The organism is Nocardia sp. NPDC060220 (assembly GCF_042727815.1).
GTDB lineage: Bacteria > Actinomycetota > Actinomycetes > Mycobacteriales > Mycobacteriaceae > Nocardia.
On sequence record NZ_JBHWZY010000054.1, the window covers coordinates 1 to 15440 of the forward strand.

Below are 15440 nucleotides of genomic sequence, written 5' to 3' on the forward strand. Positions count from 1 at the left end.
GGTGTTCGAGCAGGACCTCGCGCATGGCGCCGACCTGCCAGCGGCGCTGCGACGAGGCCGGGTTGTAGATCGCGATGGCCATATCGGCCGCCGCGACCGCCGAAAGGCGTTGTGCGACGACCTCCCACGGCTTGAGCCGATCCGACAGCGAGATCATCGCGTAGTCGTGCCCGAGCGGTGCGCCGACCCGGCTGGCCACCGCGTTGGCGGCCGTCAGGCCGGGCAGCACCCGCACCGGGACATCCTGGAACTGCGGTTCGGCCGACACCTCGAGAACGGCGGCCGCCATCGCGAAAACGCCGGGATCGCCCGAGGACACCACCGCGACGCGCGCGCCCCGCTTGGCCAGGTCCAGTGCCATCGCGGCGCGCTCGGATTCGACTTTGTTGTCGCTGGCGTGCCGTCGCTGACCCGCCCGCTCGGGGACGCGATTGATGTAGGTGGTGTACCCGACGAGGTCCGTCGCCTCCGCCAACGCGGCAGTGACCTGCGGCGTCGTCCAGTCCGCGTCGCCGGGCCCCAGACCGACGACGACGACTTCGCCCGGCGCCTCCGCTGATTCATCCGGCGAGATGTCCGGACGGCCAGGCGCCGCAGCCACGGTGCCTGTGCGGTCGTCGGCGGCGGTGGGCTGACGGACGGAAGCGCCGCGCGCGGGGATCACGGTGGTCGGCGTCGGACCCGGGACCAGGGTGATCGAGAAGTACGGCACGTCGGCCTCGTCGACGTCGGCCGCGGCGAGCACTCGCTGACGAGTGCTGCTCGCGCGCTCGACGTAGTACGCGTCGGCCAACCGGCCGGAATCCGAGAGTGCCTGGCGTACTCCGGGAAACGTGCGCCCCAGCTTCATGATCGCGGCGGCGTCGGTCTCGCGCAGCCGCTCGGTCAGCTCCTCGACGGGCATGGTGCCGGGCAGCACCGTCAGCACTTGCTCACCCTCCACCAGTGGAGTTCCCAGCGCCGCGGAGGCCGCGCTCACCGAGGTGATGCCGGGGATGATCTCGGCCTCGAATCGATCGGCCAGCCGCCGGTGCATGTGCATGTAGGAGGAGTAGAACAGCGGATCACCGGCGGCGAGCAACGCGACGGTGCGCCCTGCGGCCAGATGGGTGGCCAGCCGCGCGGCCGCCTGCTCGTAGAATTCGTCGATCGCGCCCTGGTATCCGCCGGGATGGTCGGTGGTCTCCACGGTCACCGGGTAGACCAGGTGCTCCTCGATCTGCCCGGTGCGCAGATACGGCTCCGCGATGGCGCGGGAGATGCTGCGGCCGTGCTTGGCGCTGTGGAACGCGACCACATCGGCTTCGGCGATGAGCCGGGCGGCCTTCACTGTCACCAGTTCCGGGTCGCCGGGACCGAGGCCGATACCCCACAGTTTGCCGGTGCTGATCTCACTCACTCCTGTTCGCTCGCAATCGCATTCAGTGCCGACGCGGTGATCGCGCTGCCGCCGCGCCTGCCACGGACGGTCAGATACTCGATCCCGCCGAAGTCGATCAGCGCCTGCTTGGATTCGGCGGCACCGATGAACCCGACCGGGATGCCGATGATCGCCGCGGGTCGCGGCGCACCGGAGTCGAGCATGTCGAGCAGGTGGAACAGCGCGGTCGGTGCGTTGCCGATGGCCACCACCGCGCCGTCGAGCTGGTCGCGCAGCAGCTCCAGCGCCGCCACCGAGCGTGTATTGCCCAGTCGCGCGGCGAGTTCGGGCACGCGCGGGTCGGTGAGGTTGCACAGCACCGCGTTGTCGGCGGGCAGTCGCTTGCGGGTCACCCCCGAGGCGACCATATTGGCATCGCAGATGATCGGCTTTCCTGCGTGCAGCGCGGCGCGCGCGGCGGCGACCACCCCGGCGGAGAAGGCGATGTCGGGGGCCAGGTCGACCTGCCCGCAGCCGTGGATCATCCGCACCGCCACCCGTTCCACATCGGCGGGAAAACCGGCGAGATCCGCCTCGGCGCGGATCGTCGCGAACGAGCGCCGATAGATCTCGGCCCCGTCGGTGAGGTAGCTGGCACGCACGTCGGACATGGCGACAACCCTAGAACCTGGGTCTGACGTGGTGTCCGGCGGCTCAGGTGCGGGGGCGTTCGAGAATGCGCGACATCACCAGCGAGCTGCGGGTGCGCCCGACGCGCGCGTTCTCCCTGATCCGCTCGACCGTCACCTCGATCTCGGCCATATCGGTGGCCATCACGTGCACGAGCGCGTCGGCCTCACCCGCGATCGTCCACACTCCGACGACCTGTGGAATCGGTTCGAGGGTGCGGCGCAGCTCGGCCGGGGAGATGTTGTCGCGGTAGTAGACCTCGACGTAGGCCTCGGTTTTCCAGCCCAGCGCGGCCGGGTTGACCTGCGCGGTGAACCCGGTGATCTGTCCGCTCGCGACCATCTTGTCCACCCGCCGCTTCACCGCGGGCGCGGACAACCCGACCACCGAACCGATCTCCTGGAACGAGGCGCGGGCGTGGACGAGCAGCTCCGCGAGAATGCGCCGATCGATATCGTCCACGTCGCTCCTTCGCTGTGGTTCGCAATGATTCCCCATTCTTACATCGAGATACACAACGAATCGGTGTTCCGGACGCAATGGAACGGCGATTACGGTCGGTGAAACCGTCCGCGCTGCCACCAGGAGTCCTGATGACCGCCGCTAGCCCCCTTCGTGTCTCAGCACCCGCGCGGACCGCCTCCCCGCGCCGTTATGTGCTGTGCCGCCCCGACCATTTCGAGGTCACCTACGCGATCAATCCGTGGATGGATCCGGCCGCTCCGGTCGATCGGGCGCGCGCGCTCGCCCAGTGGGAGATCTTGCGCGCGACCCTGGAAGCACACGGGCACACCGTGGAAACGGTGCCCGGCGAACCCGGTCTGCCGGATATGGTCTTCGCCGCGAACAGCGGCATCGTGATCGGTGGACACGCGCTCTCGGCCCGGTTCGCCCACCCCGAACGCGCCGCCGAGGGACCCGCCTTCCATCGGTGGTTCGCGGCCCGGGAACTGCGTGAGCTGGCCGCCGCGGCCGAAACCAACGAGGGGGAGGGCGATTTCGCGTTCGCCGGGCGGCGGATTCTGGCCGGTGTCGGGTTCCGCTGTTCGCTGTCGGCGCACGCGGAGGTGGAACGGTACTTCGATGTGCCGGTGGTGTCGCTCGAGCTGGTCGACCCGCGCTTCTATCACCTCGACACCGCGCTGATGGTCCTCGACGACACCACCGTGGCCTACTACCCGGCCGCGTTCAGCCCGGCCGCTCGCGAGGTGCTGACCGCCCTCTACCCCGACGCGATCCTCGCCGACGACAACGACGCGCTCTGCTTCGGCTTGAACGGGCTCAGCGACGGCGAACACGTCTTCCTCGACCCCGGCGCCACCGGTCTCATCGCGCAGCTGCGGGCGCGGGGATTCGTCCCCGTGGCGCTGGATCTGTCCGAACTGCGTAAGGGCGGCGGCGGCGTGAAGTGCTGCGTGCTCGAGCTGCACACCCGCCGCGACACGGCCGTGGGCTAGCCGGACCCCACCGCCACCGCCCACATACTGGGCCGATGGCACACCCCGAGCACAGCACCGAGGAGCGGCGCGCGAGCTGGACCGAGCTGTTCTTCGACCTGGTCGCCGTGGCGGGTATCGGCCAGCTCACCCACCTGTTGCACCGCGGCCCCTCGCTGGGTGAATTCGGGCTGTATGTGGTGCTGTATCTGGCCTTCTGGGTGGTGTGGGCCTGTGTCACCGTGTACAGCAACGTCGCGGGCGAGCAGGCGCGCACCACGATGGTGTTCGGGTGCATGTTCGGTCTGTGCGTGATGATGGCCGCGGTCGACGGTGCCCCCGACGAGCACATGAACGTCTTCGCCGCGATCTATGTACTGGTGCGGGTGGCGTCGTCGTCGGCGTGGCAGCGTGGCCAGATCGTGGTGGACTGGCCGATCGCGCAGATCGGCGCGGGCACCGTGCCCTGGCTGGTGTCGCTGTGGGTGCCCGCACCGTGGAAGTTCGTGCTGTGGGCGGTGGGGCTCGCGATCGACCTGTGGATCATGTTCGCCATCGACTCGGAACGGCTGATGGTCGATGCCGAACGGCGGGTGCGGGCCCGGTTGCGCCGCGGCGGCGGTGGGCCGCCACGCGGCGGGCCGGGTCGACGCTCGCGCGAGATCACGCCACCGAAACTGCAAGCGCTGCACGCCGATGCGCCGCACCTGGGGGAACGGCTCGGCCAGTATCTGATCATCGTGCTGGGTGAAGGGGTGATCTCGGTGATCGCGGCGGTGTCGGCGGAGGAGTGGACCGTCGCGGTATGCGTCATCGGGGCGGGATCGTTCCTGTGCCTGATCGCGATGTGGGCGCTGACCTTGCGCTACGGGTTCGTGCCGCGCCTGATGGGGCAGTCGCCGGGCGCTGTCGGTATGCCCTATCAGCGGGTGATGGCGGTCCACTGCGCGATCAGTGGTGCGATCGCGACCGTCGCCGCGGGGTTGGGTCTGGTCGCGGCGCACCCGTCGGGTCATCTGTCCGTCGGGCTCGGCTGGGTGCTCGGTGGTGGTGCCGCAGCCTTCTTCCTGGTGTGCGGCCTCGGTGGGGTGCGCAGCGCCGGGGCACGGTGGTTGCTGCGGTGGCCGGTGCCGTGCCTGGTGGTCGCGCTCGCGCTCGGTGGGGCGGCGCCGCACATCGGCGGGGTGTGGTTGGTGCTCGGCGTGATGGGCACTCTCGCCGCGGCGGTGGTCTCGGAGACAGTGCGCTCAGCGCGTCCCGTGTAGCGACCTGGATCTGCTGAATGCCGTGCTACGCGTGCACTTTCCCGTGATCGATGCGACATCGGATCGGAGACGGGCAGTGCACGCGTAGCGCGGTGGTTCACTCGTACTCGGTACCGCCATCGCGCAGCAGGTACGCGGCGGAGACGATCTTGCCGATCGCCCGGCCACCGAGAATCGGGGACTGGCGTTCGGTGGCAGGCCGCACCACCAAGCCCTCGCGGATGTTGGTTCCCGCGCCGCTGACGGTTTCGGTGCCCTCGGCCAGCTCTATGAGCAACTCCGCGTCGTAGGCGCCCTCGTAGAGGACCGGCACGCGCGAGACGGTGAGGCCGAGATCGTCGAGCAGGGTACTGATCTCGTGATGGTCGAGCCAGCGGACAGGCGCCGCGCCGGTGTCCACCGCGATGTCGAACAGCCCGAAGCCGAGCGACTCGTCGTGCGCGGCGGACGCGCCGTAGTGCAGGTCCTGCACGCCCGCGCCGTACACCTCGCCGAACAGGCCGATGCGGTCGGCGTCGAGCGCGGCGGCGAGTTTGCGAGCGGTCTCGTCGAGCCCGTGGGCACGGATCGCGCGCCAGTACAGGTTGCCGTCGGCCTCGGTCAGCGACAGCGACCGGCCACCGACCCCCTTGGACGACACCAGAATTCGGTCGCCGTCACGCACATGGGTGAGCAGGCAGGCGGTGCCGTGGATCTTCTCGGTCGCCACCACCGGCTCTCCGGGCGTGAAGATGCCGGGAAACCGCTTGATGTTCTCGACGTCGACCCACCGCAGCAGATCCGGCGCCGGCTCGACCTGGCCCGACATCGAGACCGGTACCGGCGGAACCCATTTCACGATCCCGAGCGACTCTGCGAAGTCGGTCCGCGCGAGCGCGGCCGCCGCGAGATCCACTCCGTCCAGCGCGGCCGGGGTGCACACGATGCCCTGCGACACCTCGCCGCGCAGCCGCACCGCCTTCACCCGATTACGCAGCGAGCCCGCGAGTTTCCCGGTCAGGCCCAGCTCGGCGATCAGCTCGCCGGGCAGCACCGACTGTTCCGGAATGTAGATCGCGTGATCACCCGTCGTGAACTGACCCTTGGCGACCACGGCCCGGTACAGCCCTACCTGGGCCAGTTCGAGCCGATCGGCATTCGGATGTGGTACGACGACGAGCCGCTCGGCTGTCACCCGCAGTGTGGACATGGGAACCCCCTCGTAGTGAGAAGGCAAGGGTACGAAACGATCCCGCGACCGTCGATCGAGTTTCGCTCGGCCGTCGTGAGGTCAGGGCGTGGTGGTCGCGTCGTCGGTGTCGACGCGATAGCCGTGATCGGTGGCGACGACATCGGTCACGGGACCGCGTGGGCGACCGCAGCGCCGATCGCACCCCGACCAGTGCTGGCGACCCGCGACGGTGACGGATTCGGCCGCGACGAGTTCCATCGTGGGCCTGCGCTGCTCGAAAGCTGCAGTCGCGGTACCGTTCTCGGGATCGGCCGAGGTGGCGGTGTGCTCGGTCGGCTCGTCGAGTCCGGCCGCCTCGGGCAGGACCCGATCGGATTCGACGGCGGCGGCCAGGTCGGCGCGAACATCGGTGCGCGATTTCGCGCAGCCGGGGCGTCCGGCACACGCGCTGACCTGCAACCACGGCGAATTCGCATCGAAGATCAGGCCCATCGGCGCCAGTACCCGCACCACGGTTTCGGCCGGTCCCTCGTCGAGGTCGGTGATCACCAGGCTGCGCCAGGGGGTGACGAAGACGGGCCGTTCGACAGCGGCGAGGAATTCGGTCGTCCTGGCCGACAACGTGCCAAGCGGCACCCCGGCGCCGAGCGTGACGAGGCCGTCCTCCTGATCGAGCCAGCCGATCGGAACAGCGTGTGTCGCACCGAGTTCGAGCGGTTCGCCGACGGGCGAGCGGTCGAGCGTCTCGACCACCGATTCGACCCCGCCCGCAATCTCGTGCAACCGCCACTGCCCCGACTCGCTGGTCCCCCGCAGATCGAGAAAGCCGCGCGCCGCGTCGAGCATCACGTCGACCGCGTCGCCCGCGGTGACCCGAAGCCCGGTGTCGGAGCCCGCCAGCAGCAGTGCGAACTCGTCGGCGCCCACCGCCTGAACGCCGATGTCACCGCGCAGCGTGCTCACATCACCGCGTCCGTCGTCGAGGGTGAACAGCACGCGCCCCGGCAGCTGCGCCAGCTGTGGATCGCCGCGCAATCCGGCGTCGAGGTCGATCGCGAGCCCGTGCACGTCCGCGAACCCGCCGACTCGCCCGGACAGCGGTGAAGCCACGATATTGCGCACCCGCTCGTGGGTCTCACTGGGCAGCAGACCCGCCGCACCCAGCCGTTGCGCGAGTTCGGAGGCGTCCCGGACCTGCCGCAGCTGAATATTTCCCCGCGAGGTCAGCTCGAGGTTCCCGTTGCCCAGGTCACGCGCAGCGTCGGCCAATGCCTGCAGCTGCGCCGATGTCAACCGCCCGCCCGGCACGCGGATCCGCGCCAACGGCCCGTCGGCAGCGTGATGCAACCGCAGAACCCCTGGGCAAGAATCGGGCGCGCTCCTGGTCATGATGCTCAAGCCTACGACGCACCCGCTATGGCCCGTACCGCACCGTGCGGGGCCGCTGCCCGCTCCGCCCAGCGGCGAGGTCGCCCGCCCGCGCGGTCCGGCGGATGTGACGGGGCCCTCTCGCGTGACGGGGCGATTCGCGGGTAGTCGCTAGGGTGAGTGGCGGATCCTTCGCCAGCCGAGTACTGACAGGAGAGTCGCCGCATGCTGCGTGAATTCGTGGACAAGCGTGTCGTTCCCGCGCTCGACAGGGTCGCGCAGGCCCAGGCGCCGGTGGTGCACCGCTACGTCGACTGGCTGGGCCGCAGGCACCCGCAGGACGCGCCGGTGGAGATCGTGCAGCGGCTCTCGCGCCAGTATCTGGTGGTCGTCACCGCCAGCGGCGTCACAGTGGGGCTCACCGCCGCGGTGCCCGGGGTGGGCACGGTGCTCGGTCTGGCCGCGACCGGAGTGGACACCCTCGTGTTCCTCGAGGCGTCGTCGGTGCTGTCCGTCGGCGCCGCCGCGGCGTACGGCCTCGAACCCGACGACTCGCGGCAAGCGCACCTGGTGTCGAAGGTCGTGCTCGGCGACGCGGGCACCAAGGTGCTCGACGAGACCGCGGGCCACAAGACGGGCCAGTGGCTCTCGGTCGTCACCGACCACATCCCCGGTCTGGCGAGCATGCCCGATTCCCCTGCCAAACGGTTCATCGTCAACTACCTGGTCAAACGCACACTGCTGCTGTTCGGCACCCTGATTCCGGCGGGAATCGGTGCGGTGATCGGTGGCGTGGGCAACAACGCTCTCGGTCAGCTGGTGGTCGCGAACGTGTACCGCAATCTCGGCACGGGTTCCCCGGAGATGGTCGCCGCGGGCACCGGCCGACCGACGACTTGACCTTCGACTCACTCGAACCCCGATCATGAACCGGTGCCCGACACCGAGCTGATCACCATCGGAGCCTTCGCCCGCGCATGCGGCCTGAGCGCCAGTGCCCTGCGCTTCTACGCGGACGCCGGCATCCTCGCCCCCGCCGTCGTCGACGGGGTTACCGGCTACCGCTACTACGCCCCGGAACAGTCCGCTCCCGCCCGCCTCCTGCGTCACCTGCGCGCGATGGACATGCCACTGCCCGCGGTGACCGCCCTGCTCGCCGAACCCGATCCCGCCCGTGCGCTCGTCCTCCTCGACGCGCACCTCGCCGACCTGGACCGGCACCAGGGCGAGGTCCGCGCCGCCGCCGCAGCCGCCCTCGGAGCCCTTGTGGCCACCCACGGATCGGCGTCCGCATTCGGTGGGAGCGGGCATCGCGACCAGGTCTCGGTGCCGACCGGTGATCGAGGCAGTGCTCGATCACCGCTCGTGCGAAACCCGGAGTCGGAGCGAGGTCTGCCGGGAACGCGCGACGACGTGTGGGTGCGCGGACCGGTGCTGGCGGCGGCGATCGACCAGGTCGCGACGGCCACGGTCGCCGATCCGGATCTGGCGGTACTCGACACGATGCTGTTCGAGACCGACGGGCACCAGCTGATCCTCACCGCGACGGATCGCTACCGCCTGGCGACCCGCACCGTCCGCCCCACCCGCGCCGGTGCCGGGGTCTGGGACGCGACGGTGGACGCCGACGACCTCCGTGCGGCCGCGTCCTGGTTGCGTCGCCGGCACGTGGTCGCGATCCGCCCCCATCGCGACAGCATCGAATTCCGCATGGCCACAACGGATTCAGTCGACCGAGACCGCACGGGCGGAGGCGGTGAGCCGACGACGCGCCACGCCGCCCAGCCCGACGGCACCCGATACCGCTGCCGCCGATCGACCCACGACTTCCCCGACTACCGAGCGATGCTGGCCGCGCTCGCCCCCGTACGGACCCGCGTCGTGCTCACTCGTGCGGCGCTGCTCGACGCCATGGAACATGCCGACTCGCCCACGGTGGTCCTGCACACGACCGACTCCGGCTCCGTATCCGTGACGGCCGCCGGCTCGTGGACGGCGCACGCCTCACCGACACGCTCCGCCTCGACGGGCGGTCCGGTCGAGCAGGAGAGTACGAGCGCCGCGGCCGCCGCGTGCGCGGAACCGGGTGCGGCGCGGCACATCCCACAGGCGACAGTCACCGGCCCTGCCATGACGATCCATTTCGCCGTCACCACCCTCTACCCGGCCGTCGCCACCGCCGTCGGACCCGACGTGATGCTCGACCTCATCGCCCCCGACCAGCCTGTTCTGATCCGCTCCGCCGACGACGGCGACCTGTCGACCCTGGCCATGCCGTGCAGACCCGAACCCACCGAGGAGACCTCCCGATGACCACCGCTGACCCGATCATGAACCGAATCACCCAGGGAGTCACCGACTTCCGCACCGGCGACGCCGAACGTGCCCGCACGACGCTGCTCGAGGTCTGGGCCGAGGTGGGCCCCGCCGGTGACCCGCTGCACCGCTGCACCCTCGCTCACTACCTGGCCGACGTCTACGACGACCCGGCCGAAGCCCTGGTCTGGGACGTTCGCGCCCTCGACGCCGCCGACGCCCTCACCGACACCCGCCTGAACGACCACCACGCGGGCCTCCAGGTCGCCGGCTTCTACCCCTCGCTGCACCTCAATCTCGCCGACAACTTCCGCCGCCTCGGCGCGTTCCCCGCCGCCACCCGCCACCTCGACGCCGCCCGCGAACGCCTCGACATCCTCCCGGACGACGACTACGGCGCATTGATCCGCAATGTCGTCGCCGAGCTCGCCGTGTCCATCGCGGCCGAAGACACCATCCGGCGGCCCACCCATTGACGACAGCGACCGGCTGAGCACCGCCTCGCGGATCGAGATCATCAGGCAGTGGCGCGGAGTCCTCGCGCCATCGCCTGCTGATCGATTGTCCAGCGGCGGGGAGCGGGCTGGAAAGTTGCGGGCGGGACTGGCCCAGTAGCATCGTCTTGCTCGGCGGGCGTCGAGGAAACCGGTGGAAATCCGGTGCGGTCGCGCCACTGTGAACAGCCAGACCCTCCCCGGCGAGCACCGCATACCCCGATGGGCGCGTAACCCGAGGAAGGTCTCACCCTGTGATCCTGCTGCTGTCCACCTCCGACACCGACCTGCTGAGCGCCCGCGCGAGCGGCGCCGAGTACCGCTGGGGCAATCCCGCGCGGCTGCTCGTGGAGGATCTGCCGGAACTGCTCGACGGCGCTGATCTGGTGATCGTGCGAATCCTCGGTGGCAAGCGCGCCTGGGAAGAGGGCCTCGACGCGATCCGGGCGAGTGGCGTGCCGATGGTGGCGCTGGGTGGCGAGATCGCACCCGACGCCGAGCTGATGGAATGCTCGACGGTGCCGGTCGGTGTCGCGGCCGACGCGCACAACTACCTCGCCGCGGGCGGCGCCGAGAACCTGCTGCAGCTGCACAACTTCCTGTCCGACACGGTGTTGCTGACCGGGCACGGTTTCGAACCGCCCGCGCAGCTGCCCACCTGGGGCGAGCTCGACCGGTCCTCGCGGATCCTCGAACCGCACGCCCCGACGGTCGCCGTGGTCTACTACCGCGCCCAGCATCTCGCGGGCAACACCGCCTACATCGAGGCGCTGTGCAAGGCGATCGAGGCCAAAGGCGCTCGCCCGCTCCCGGTCTACGCGGCCTCGCTGCGCACCGCCGAACCCGAACTCCTCACCCTGCTCGGTCGCGCCGACGCCCTCGTGGTGACCGTCCTCGCGGCGGGTGGCAGCAAGCCCGCGACCGCCTCGGCCGGCGGTGACGACGAAGCCTGGGATGTGGCCGCGCTCGCCGCGCTGGACGTGCCGATCCTGCAGGGCCTGTGCCTGACCAGCGGGCGCGCGCAATGGGAAGCCAACGACGACGGCCTGTCGCCGCTCGATGTCGCGACCCAGGTCGCGGTGCCCGAATTCGACGGCCGCATCATCACGGTGCCGTTCTCCTTCAAGGAGTTCGACGCCGACGGTCTGTCCGCCTATGTTCCCGACGCCGAACGGTGTGCCCGCGTGGCAGGGATCGCCGTACGGCACGCCCGCCTGCGTCACATCCCGGCCGCGGACAAGCGGATCGCGATCATGCTCTCGGCGTATCCGACCAAGCACGCCCGCATCGGCAATGCCGTCGGTCTCGACACCCCGGCCAGCGCGATCCGCCTGCTCACCGAACTGCGTTCCGCCGGTTATGATCTCGGCGATATCGACGAGATCCCCGGTCTGGTGGAACGGGACGGCGACGCGCTGATCCACGCCCTGATCGCCGCGGGTGGTCAGGACCCGGAGTGGTTGAGCGCGGAACAACTGGAGGGCAACCCGATTCGCATCGGCGCCGCCACCTACACCCGCTGGTTCGAGTCGCTGCCCGAGGACCTGCGCGAGGCCGTCGTCGAGGCGTGGGGGCCGCCGCCCGGCGAACTCTACGTCGACCGGTCGGCCGATCCCCAGGGCGAGATCGTCATCGCCGCACTGCGTTTCGGCAATGTGGTGCTGATGGTGCAGCCGCCTCGCGGGTTCGGGGAGAACCCCGTCGCGATCTACCACGATCCCGATCTGGCGCCGAGTCACCACTATCTCGCCGCCTACCGCTGGCTGTCCGCGCCCGACGGTTTCGGCGCCGACGCGATGGTGCACCTGGGCAAGCACGGCAACCTGGAGTGGCTGCCCGGCAAGACCCTCGGCATGTCCGCCTCCTGCGGTACCGACGCGGCGCTGGGTGATCTGCCGCTGATCTACCCGTTCCTGGTCAACGACCCCGGCGAGGGCACCCAGGCCAAGCGTCGTGCGCACGCCACCCTCGTCGACCATCTGATCCCGCCGATGGCGCGCGCCGAGACCTATGGCGACATCTCCCGTCTGGAGCAGCTGCTCGACGAGCACGCCAACATCTCCGCCCTGGATCCGGCCAAACTGCCCGCCATCCGTCAGCAGATCTGGACGCTGATGCGCGCGGCGAAGATGGACCACGACCTCGGCCTCGCCGAACGCCCCGAAGAGGACGTCTTCGACGACATGCTCCTGCACGTCGACGGCTGGCTGTGCGAGATCAAGGACGTCCAGATCCGCGACGGTCTGCACATCCTGAGCCAGGCTCCCGAGGGGGAGACGGAACTCGACCTGGTGCTGGCCATGCTGCGTGCCCGTCAGCTGTGGGGCGGCGAGCAGAATGTGCCGGGCCTGCGAGAGGCGCTGGGGCTCAGTGAATCCGGCGACGAGGCCCGCGTTCGCGTGGATGTGGTCGAGGCCCGTGCTCGCGAACTGCTCGGTGCGTTGCAGGCGACGGACTGGTCGGTCGACGCGGTCGAGCAGCTGGTCGCGGACTTCGAGACCGCGATCCTGGACGGGCACCGCGCCGCAGCGTCGAGCACGAACCTCGCCGTGGTGGTCGCCGACGCCGAGCGGCTGGACCAGGTCGCCACCATCTTGCGGTTCGCCGCCACCGAGGTCGTGCCGCGCCTGCGTGAGACCAGCATCGAGATCCCGCGTGTGCTGCATGCGCTCAACGGCGGGTTCGTTCCGGCGGGCCCCAGCGGTTCCCCGCTGCGTGGTCTGATCAACGTGCTGCCGACCGGTCGCAACTTCTACTCGGTCGACCCCAAGGCTGTCCCGTCGCGGTTGGCTTGGGAAACCGGTCAGGCGATGGCGGAATCGCTGCTGGCCCGCTACCTTGCCGACCACGGCGAGTACCCGAAGTCGGTCGGGTTGTCGGTGTGGGGCACCTCGGCCATGCGCACCTCCGGCGACGACATCGCCGAAGTGTTCGCGCTGCTCGGCGTCCGGCCGGTGTGGGACGAGGCGAGCCGCCGCGTCACCTCGCTCGCGGTGATCGAACTCGAAGAACTCGGGCGCCCGCGCATCGACGTCACGGTTCGCATCTCCGGGTTCTTCCGCGACGCCTTCCCGCACGTGCTGGCGCTGCTCGACGACGCGGTCCGCCTCGTCGCCGATCTCGACGAGCCCGCCGAGTCGAATTACATTCGCGCACACGCGCAATCGGACCTCGCCGAGCACGGTGACACCCGGCGCGCCACCACGCGCATCTTCGGGTCCAAGCCCGGCACCTACGGTGCGGGCCTGCTCCAGCTCATCGATTCCAAGAGCTGGCGCACCGACGACGACCTCGCGCAGGTCTACACCACCTGGGGTGGTTACGCCTACGGCCGCGACCTCGACGGCGCCCCCGCCGCCGACGACATGCGCACCGCCTACAAGCGCATCGCGGTCGCCGCCAAGAACACCGACACCCGCGAACACGACATCGCCGACTCCGACGACTACTTCCAGTACCACGGCGGCATGGTCGCGACCGTGCGCGCGCTGACCGGCAAGAATCCCGAGGCCTACATCGGCGACTCGACCCGTCCCGATGCCGTGCGCACCCGCACGCTCTCGGAGGAGACCGCTCGCGTGTTCCGTGCCCGCGTGGTGAACCCGCGCTGGCTCGAGGCGATGCGCAGGCACGGGTACAAGGGCGCCTTCGAAATGGCGGCCACCGTCGACTACCTGTTCGGCTACGACGCCACCACCAACGTCGTCGCCGACTGGATGTACGAGAAGCTCTCCGAGAGTTATGTGTTCGACGACGTGAACCGCAAGTTCATGGAGCAGTCCAACCCGTGGGCCCTGCACGGCATCGCCGAACGGCTCCTGGAGGCCGCCGAGCGCAAGCTGTGGGAGCACCCCGAGCAGGAGACCCTGGACAAACTGCGGCAGGTCTACCTGGAAACCGAGGGTGAGCTGGAGTGACCGCACTTGCCGCAAAACTGCAACACGTTCTAGTGTGAGGCATGGTGCGCCGTGGCGATCCCGCCCGGCGCCCGCGGAGGAAAGGGGCACGATGAGTACCTCCACTGGCTATTTCACGCACGCGGACGGCGTCTACACGCCGATGCGGTACTCGCTGAGCCTGTGGGCGCCCAGCACGCTGTCCGGGCCGCCGGTGTGCGGGTTGATGGCGCGCGAGGTGGAGGCGGGGTACTGCACCGGCGGGTTCGCCCCGGCGCGACTGACCGTCGACCTGCACCGTCCGGTGCCCGCCGTGCCGCTGACCATCGCCAGCGAACTGGTGCGCGACGGCAACCGGGTCCGCTCGGTGAGCATCGTCGTGCGTGCCGACGGCGAGATCGTCGCCCGTGGCAGCGCGCTCCTGCTGAAGCGTTCGACCCAGCCGCCGGGCGAGGTGTGGCGCCCGGACCGGGATCGGCCGCTGCCGCCCCCGAGTGCGCTGGCCACCATCGACCAGACGATGCACCTGTTCGGCAGTGACGGGCAGGGGTGGTCGATGAATATGACCGAACATCAGAACGACGCCCGCAAACGCAAGTGGGTGCGCAATATTCCGGTCGTCGCGGGGGAGCCGTCGTCGCCGTTCTGCTACGCGGCGATGACCGGCGAGCAGACCAGCCTGGTCACCAACTGGGGCACCGAGGGCATCGGTTTCATCAACACCGATGTGTCGATCACGTTCTCGCGCATGCCCGTCGGTGACGAAATGGGCCTCGAGGCGGAGAGCCACCTCAGCGACGACGGGATCGCGGCGGGCGCGGCGGTGCTCTACGACGAGCGCGGCGCGTTCGGCATCTGCACGACGACCGCGCTGGCCAACGAACGCAGGCAGATCCGCGGCGATGTCATCGACGAGCTGTCGGAGTCGTTCGCGGCGGACGCGCTCGGGCAGCCGCAAGTCCGGTGAACGCCGCCGCGACCGTCGCCGCACACAGGATCGGGCCGGTCGCCGTGGTGGCGAGCAGGTAGCCCAGCGTGATCGACCGGGCGACGGGAACCGGCGACAGCACCAGCGCCTGCGCCACCAGCGCCGCCGGCTATGCGGAGATCAGGGTCACGATGAGTTCGTCGGCGATCGACTCGGCCTTCACCATGCCGGTGCCCAGGTAGAGGGTCGCCGCGCGGGGGCGGCCGTCGGCCAGTGGTACGACCGAGACCGCGTCGACGCGGCGGCCCGCGAGCTCGTCGTAGGGTGACTCGTCGGTGACGTCGAAGGCGGTGTACTTGCCGGAGTTGGCGACGTATTCGATGTTCACCGGGTCGACCAGCGGCTCGAACGGGTCGCGCCACGGTGCGCCGCCGATGCGCAGTTCCGCACCGTCGACGCCGGCGTCGAAGAGCAGGGTCGAACCGTTGTGGAAGGTGAATTCGATCGGGCCCTCGG

General features: G+C 69.8%; 13 protein-coding genes. 7 read left to right on the forward strand and 6 right to left on the reverse strand.

Features of this window, described 5'->3' with window-relative positions; genetic code table 11:
- The 3 genes from ACFWF3_RS04620 to ACFWF3_RS04630 all read right to left on the reverse strand — a co-directional run.
- On the reverse strand, positions 1 to 1390 hold a 1390-nt coding region (locus ACFWF3_RS04620), incomplete at its 3' end, for a precorrin-2 C(20)-methyltransferase (RefSeq protein ID WP_379312438.1).
- 5 nt (positions 1391 to 1395) lie between these two features.
- A complete protein-coding gene (locus ACFWF3_RS04625; protein WP_378988017.1) occupies positions 1396 to 2031 on the reverse strand; it encodes a precorrin-8X methylmutase in 636 nt (211 codons plus the stop codon).
- Between the two features lie 43 nt (positions 2032 to 2074).
- Positions 2075 to 2548: an Lrp/AsnC family transcriptional regulator gene (locus tag ACFWF3_RS04630; RefSeq protein ID WP_379312429.1), complete on the reverse strand. Its 474-nt coding sequence runs from the start codon at positions 2546 to 2548 to the stop codon at positions 2075 to 2077.
- A gap of 95 nt (positions 2549 to 2643) precedes the next feature.
- Here ACFWF3_RS04630 and ddaH point away from each other — a divergent pair, with 95 nt between their 5' ends.
- A complete protein-coding gene (gene ddaH, locus ACFWF3_RS04635; RefSeq protein WP_378988013.1) occupies positions 2644 to 3507 on the forward strand; it encodes a dimethylargininase in 864 nt (287 codons plus the stop codon).
- A gap of 35 nt (positions 3508 to 3542) precedes the next feature.
- Positions 3543 to 4751: a low temperature requirement protein A gene (locus ACFWF3_RS04640; RefSeq protein WP_379312430.1), complete on the forward strand. Its 1209-nt coding sequence runs from the start codon at positions 3543 to 3545 to the stop codon at positions 4749 to 4751.
- A 97-nt stretch (positions 4752 to 4848) separates the two neighbouring features.
- Here the strand turns inward: ACFWF3_RS04640 and ACFWF3_RS04645 are convergent, their stop codons facing one another.
- Together ACFWF3_RS04645 and cobG are read right to left on the reverse strand one after the other, a co-directional pair.
- Positions 4849 to 5940: an RNA ligase (ATP) gene (locus ACFWF3_RS04645; protein ID WP_379312431.1), complete on the reverse strand. Its 1092-nt coding sequence runs from the start codon at positions 5938 to 5940 to the stop codon at positions 4849 to 4851.
- 81 nt (positions 5941 to 6021) lie between these two features.
- Positions 6022 to 7311: a precorrin-3B synthase gene (gene cobG / locus ACFWF3_RS04650; protein WP_379312432.1), complete on the reverse strand. Its 1290-nt coding sequence runs from the start codon at positions 7309 to 7311 to the stop codon at positions 6022 to 6024.
- Positions 7312 to 7515: 204 nt separating this feature from the next.
- Between cobG and ACFWF3_RS04655 the strand changes: the two genes are divergently transcribed.
- The 5 genes from ACFWF3_RS04655 (at position 7516) to ACFWF3_RS04675 (ending at position 14963) form a co-directional block, all read left to right on the forward strand.
- The gene (locus ACFWF3_RS04655) at positions 7516 to 8190 is read left to right on the forward strand and encodes a hypothetical protein (protein WP_378988003.1); all 675 of its coding nucleotides are present in this window, start codon (positions 7516 to 7518) and stop codon (positions 8188 to 8190) included.
- A gap of 33 nt (positions 8191 to 8223) precedes the next feature.
- Entirely contained in the window at positions 8224 to 9603 is a 1380-nt protein-coding gene (locus ACFWF3_RS04660; protein ID WP_379312433.1) for a MerR family transcriptional regulator, read from the forward strand.
- Positions 9600 to 10082 carry a hypothetical protein gene (locus tag ACFWF3_RS04665; RefSeq protein ID WP_379312434.1) on the forward strand — a complete coding sequence of 161 codons (483 nt, stop codon included), beginning with the start codon at positions 9600 to 9602 and terminating at the stop codon, positions 10080 to 10082. Before ACFWF3_RS04660 ends, ACFWF3_RS04665 begins: the two co-directional genes overlap by 4 nt.
- 272 nt (positions 10083 to 10354) lie before the next feature.
- Positions 10355 to 14017, forward strand: coding sequence for a cobaltochelatase subunit CobN (gene cobN / locus ACFWF3_RS04670; protein WP_379312435.1), 3663 nt, complete (start codon positions 10355 to 10357; stop codon positions 14015 to 14017).
- A gap of 91 nt (positions 14018 to 14108) precedes the next feature.
- Complete coding sequence (locus ACFWF3_RS04675) at positions 14109 to 14963, forward strand: acyl-CoA thioesterase domain-containing protein (protein WP_379312436.1); 855 nt, start codon at positions 14109 to 14111, stop codon at positions 14961 to 14963.
- 130 nt (positions 14964 to 15093) lie between these two features.
- Here the strand turns inward: ACFWF3_RS04675 and ACFWF3_RS04680 are convergent.
- Positions 15094 to 15440 (reverse strand): hypothetical protein (locus ACFWF3_RS04680; protein ID WP_379312437.1); only part of this gene is annotated, 347 nt, incomplete at its 5' end.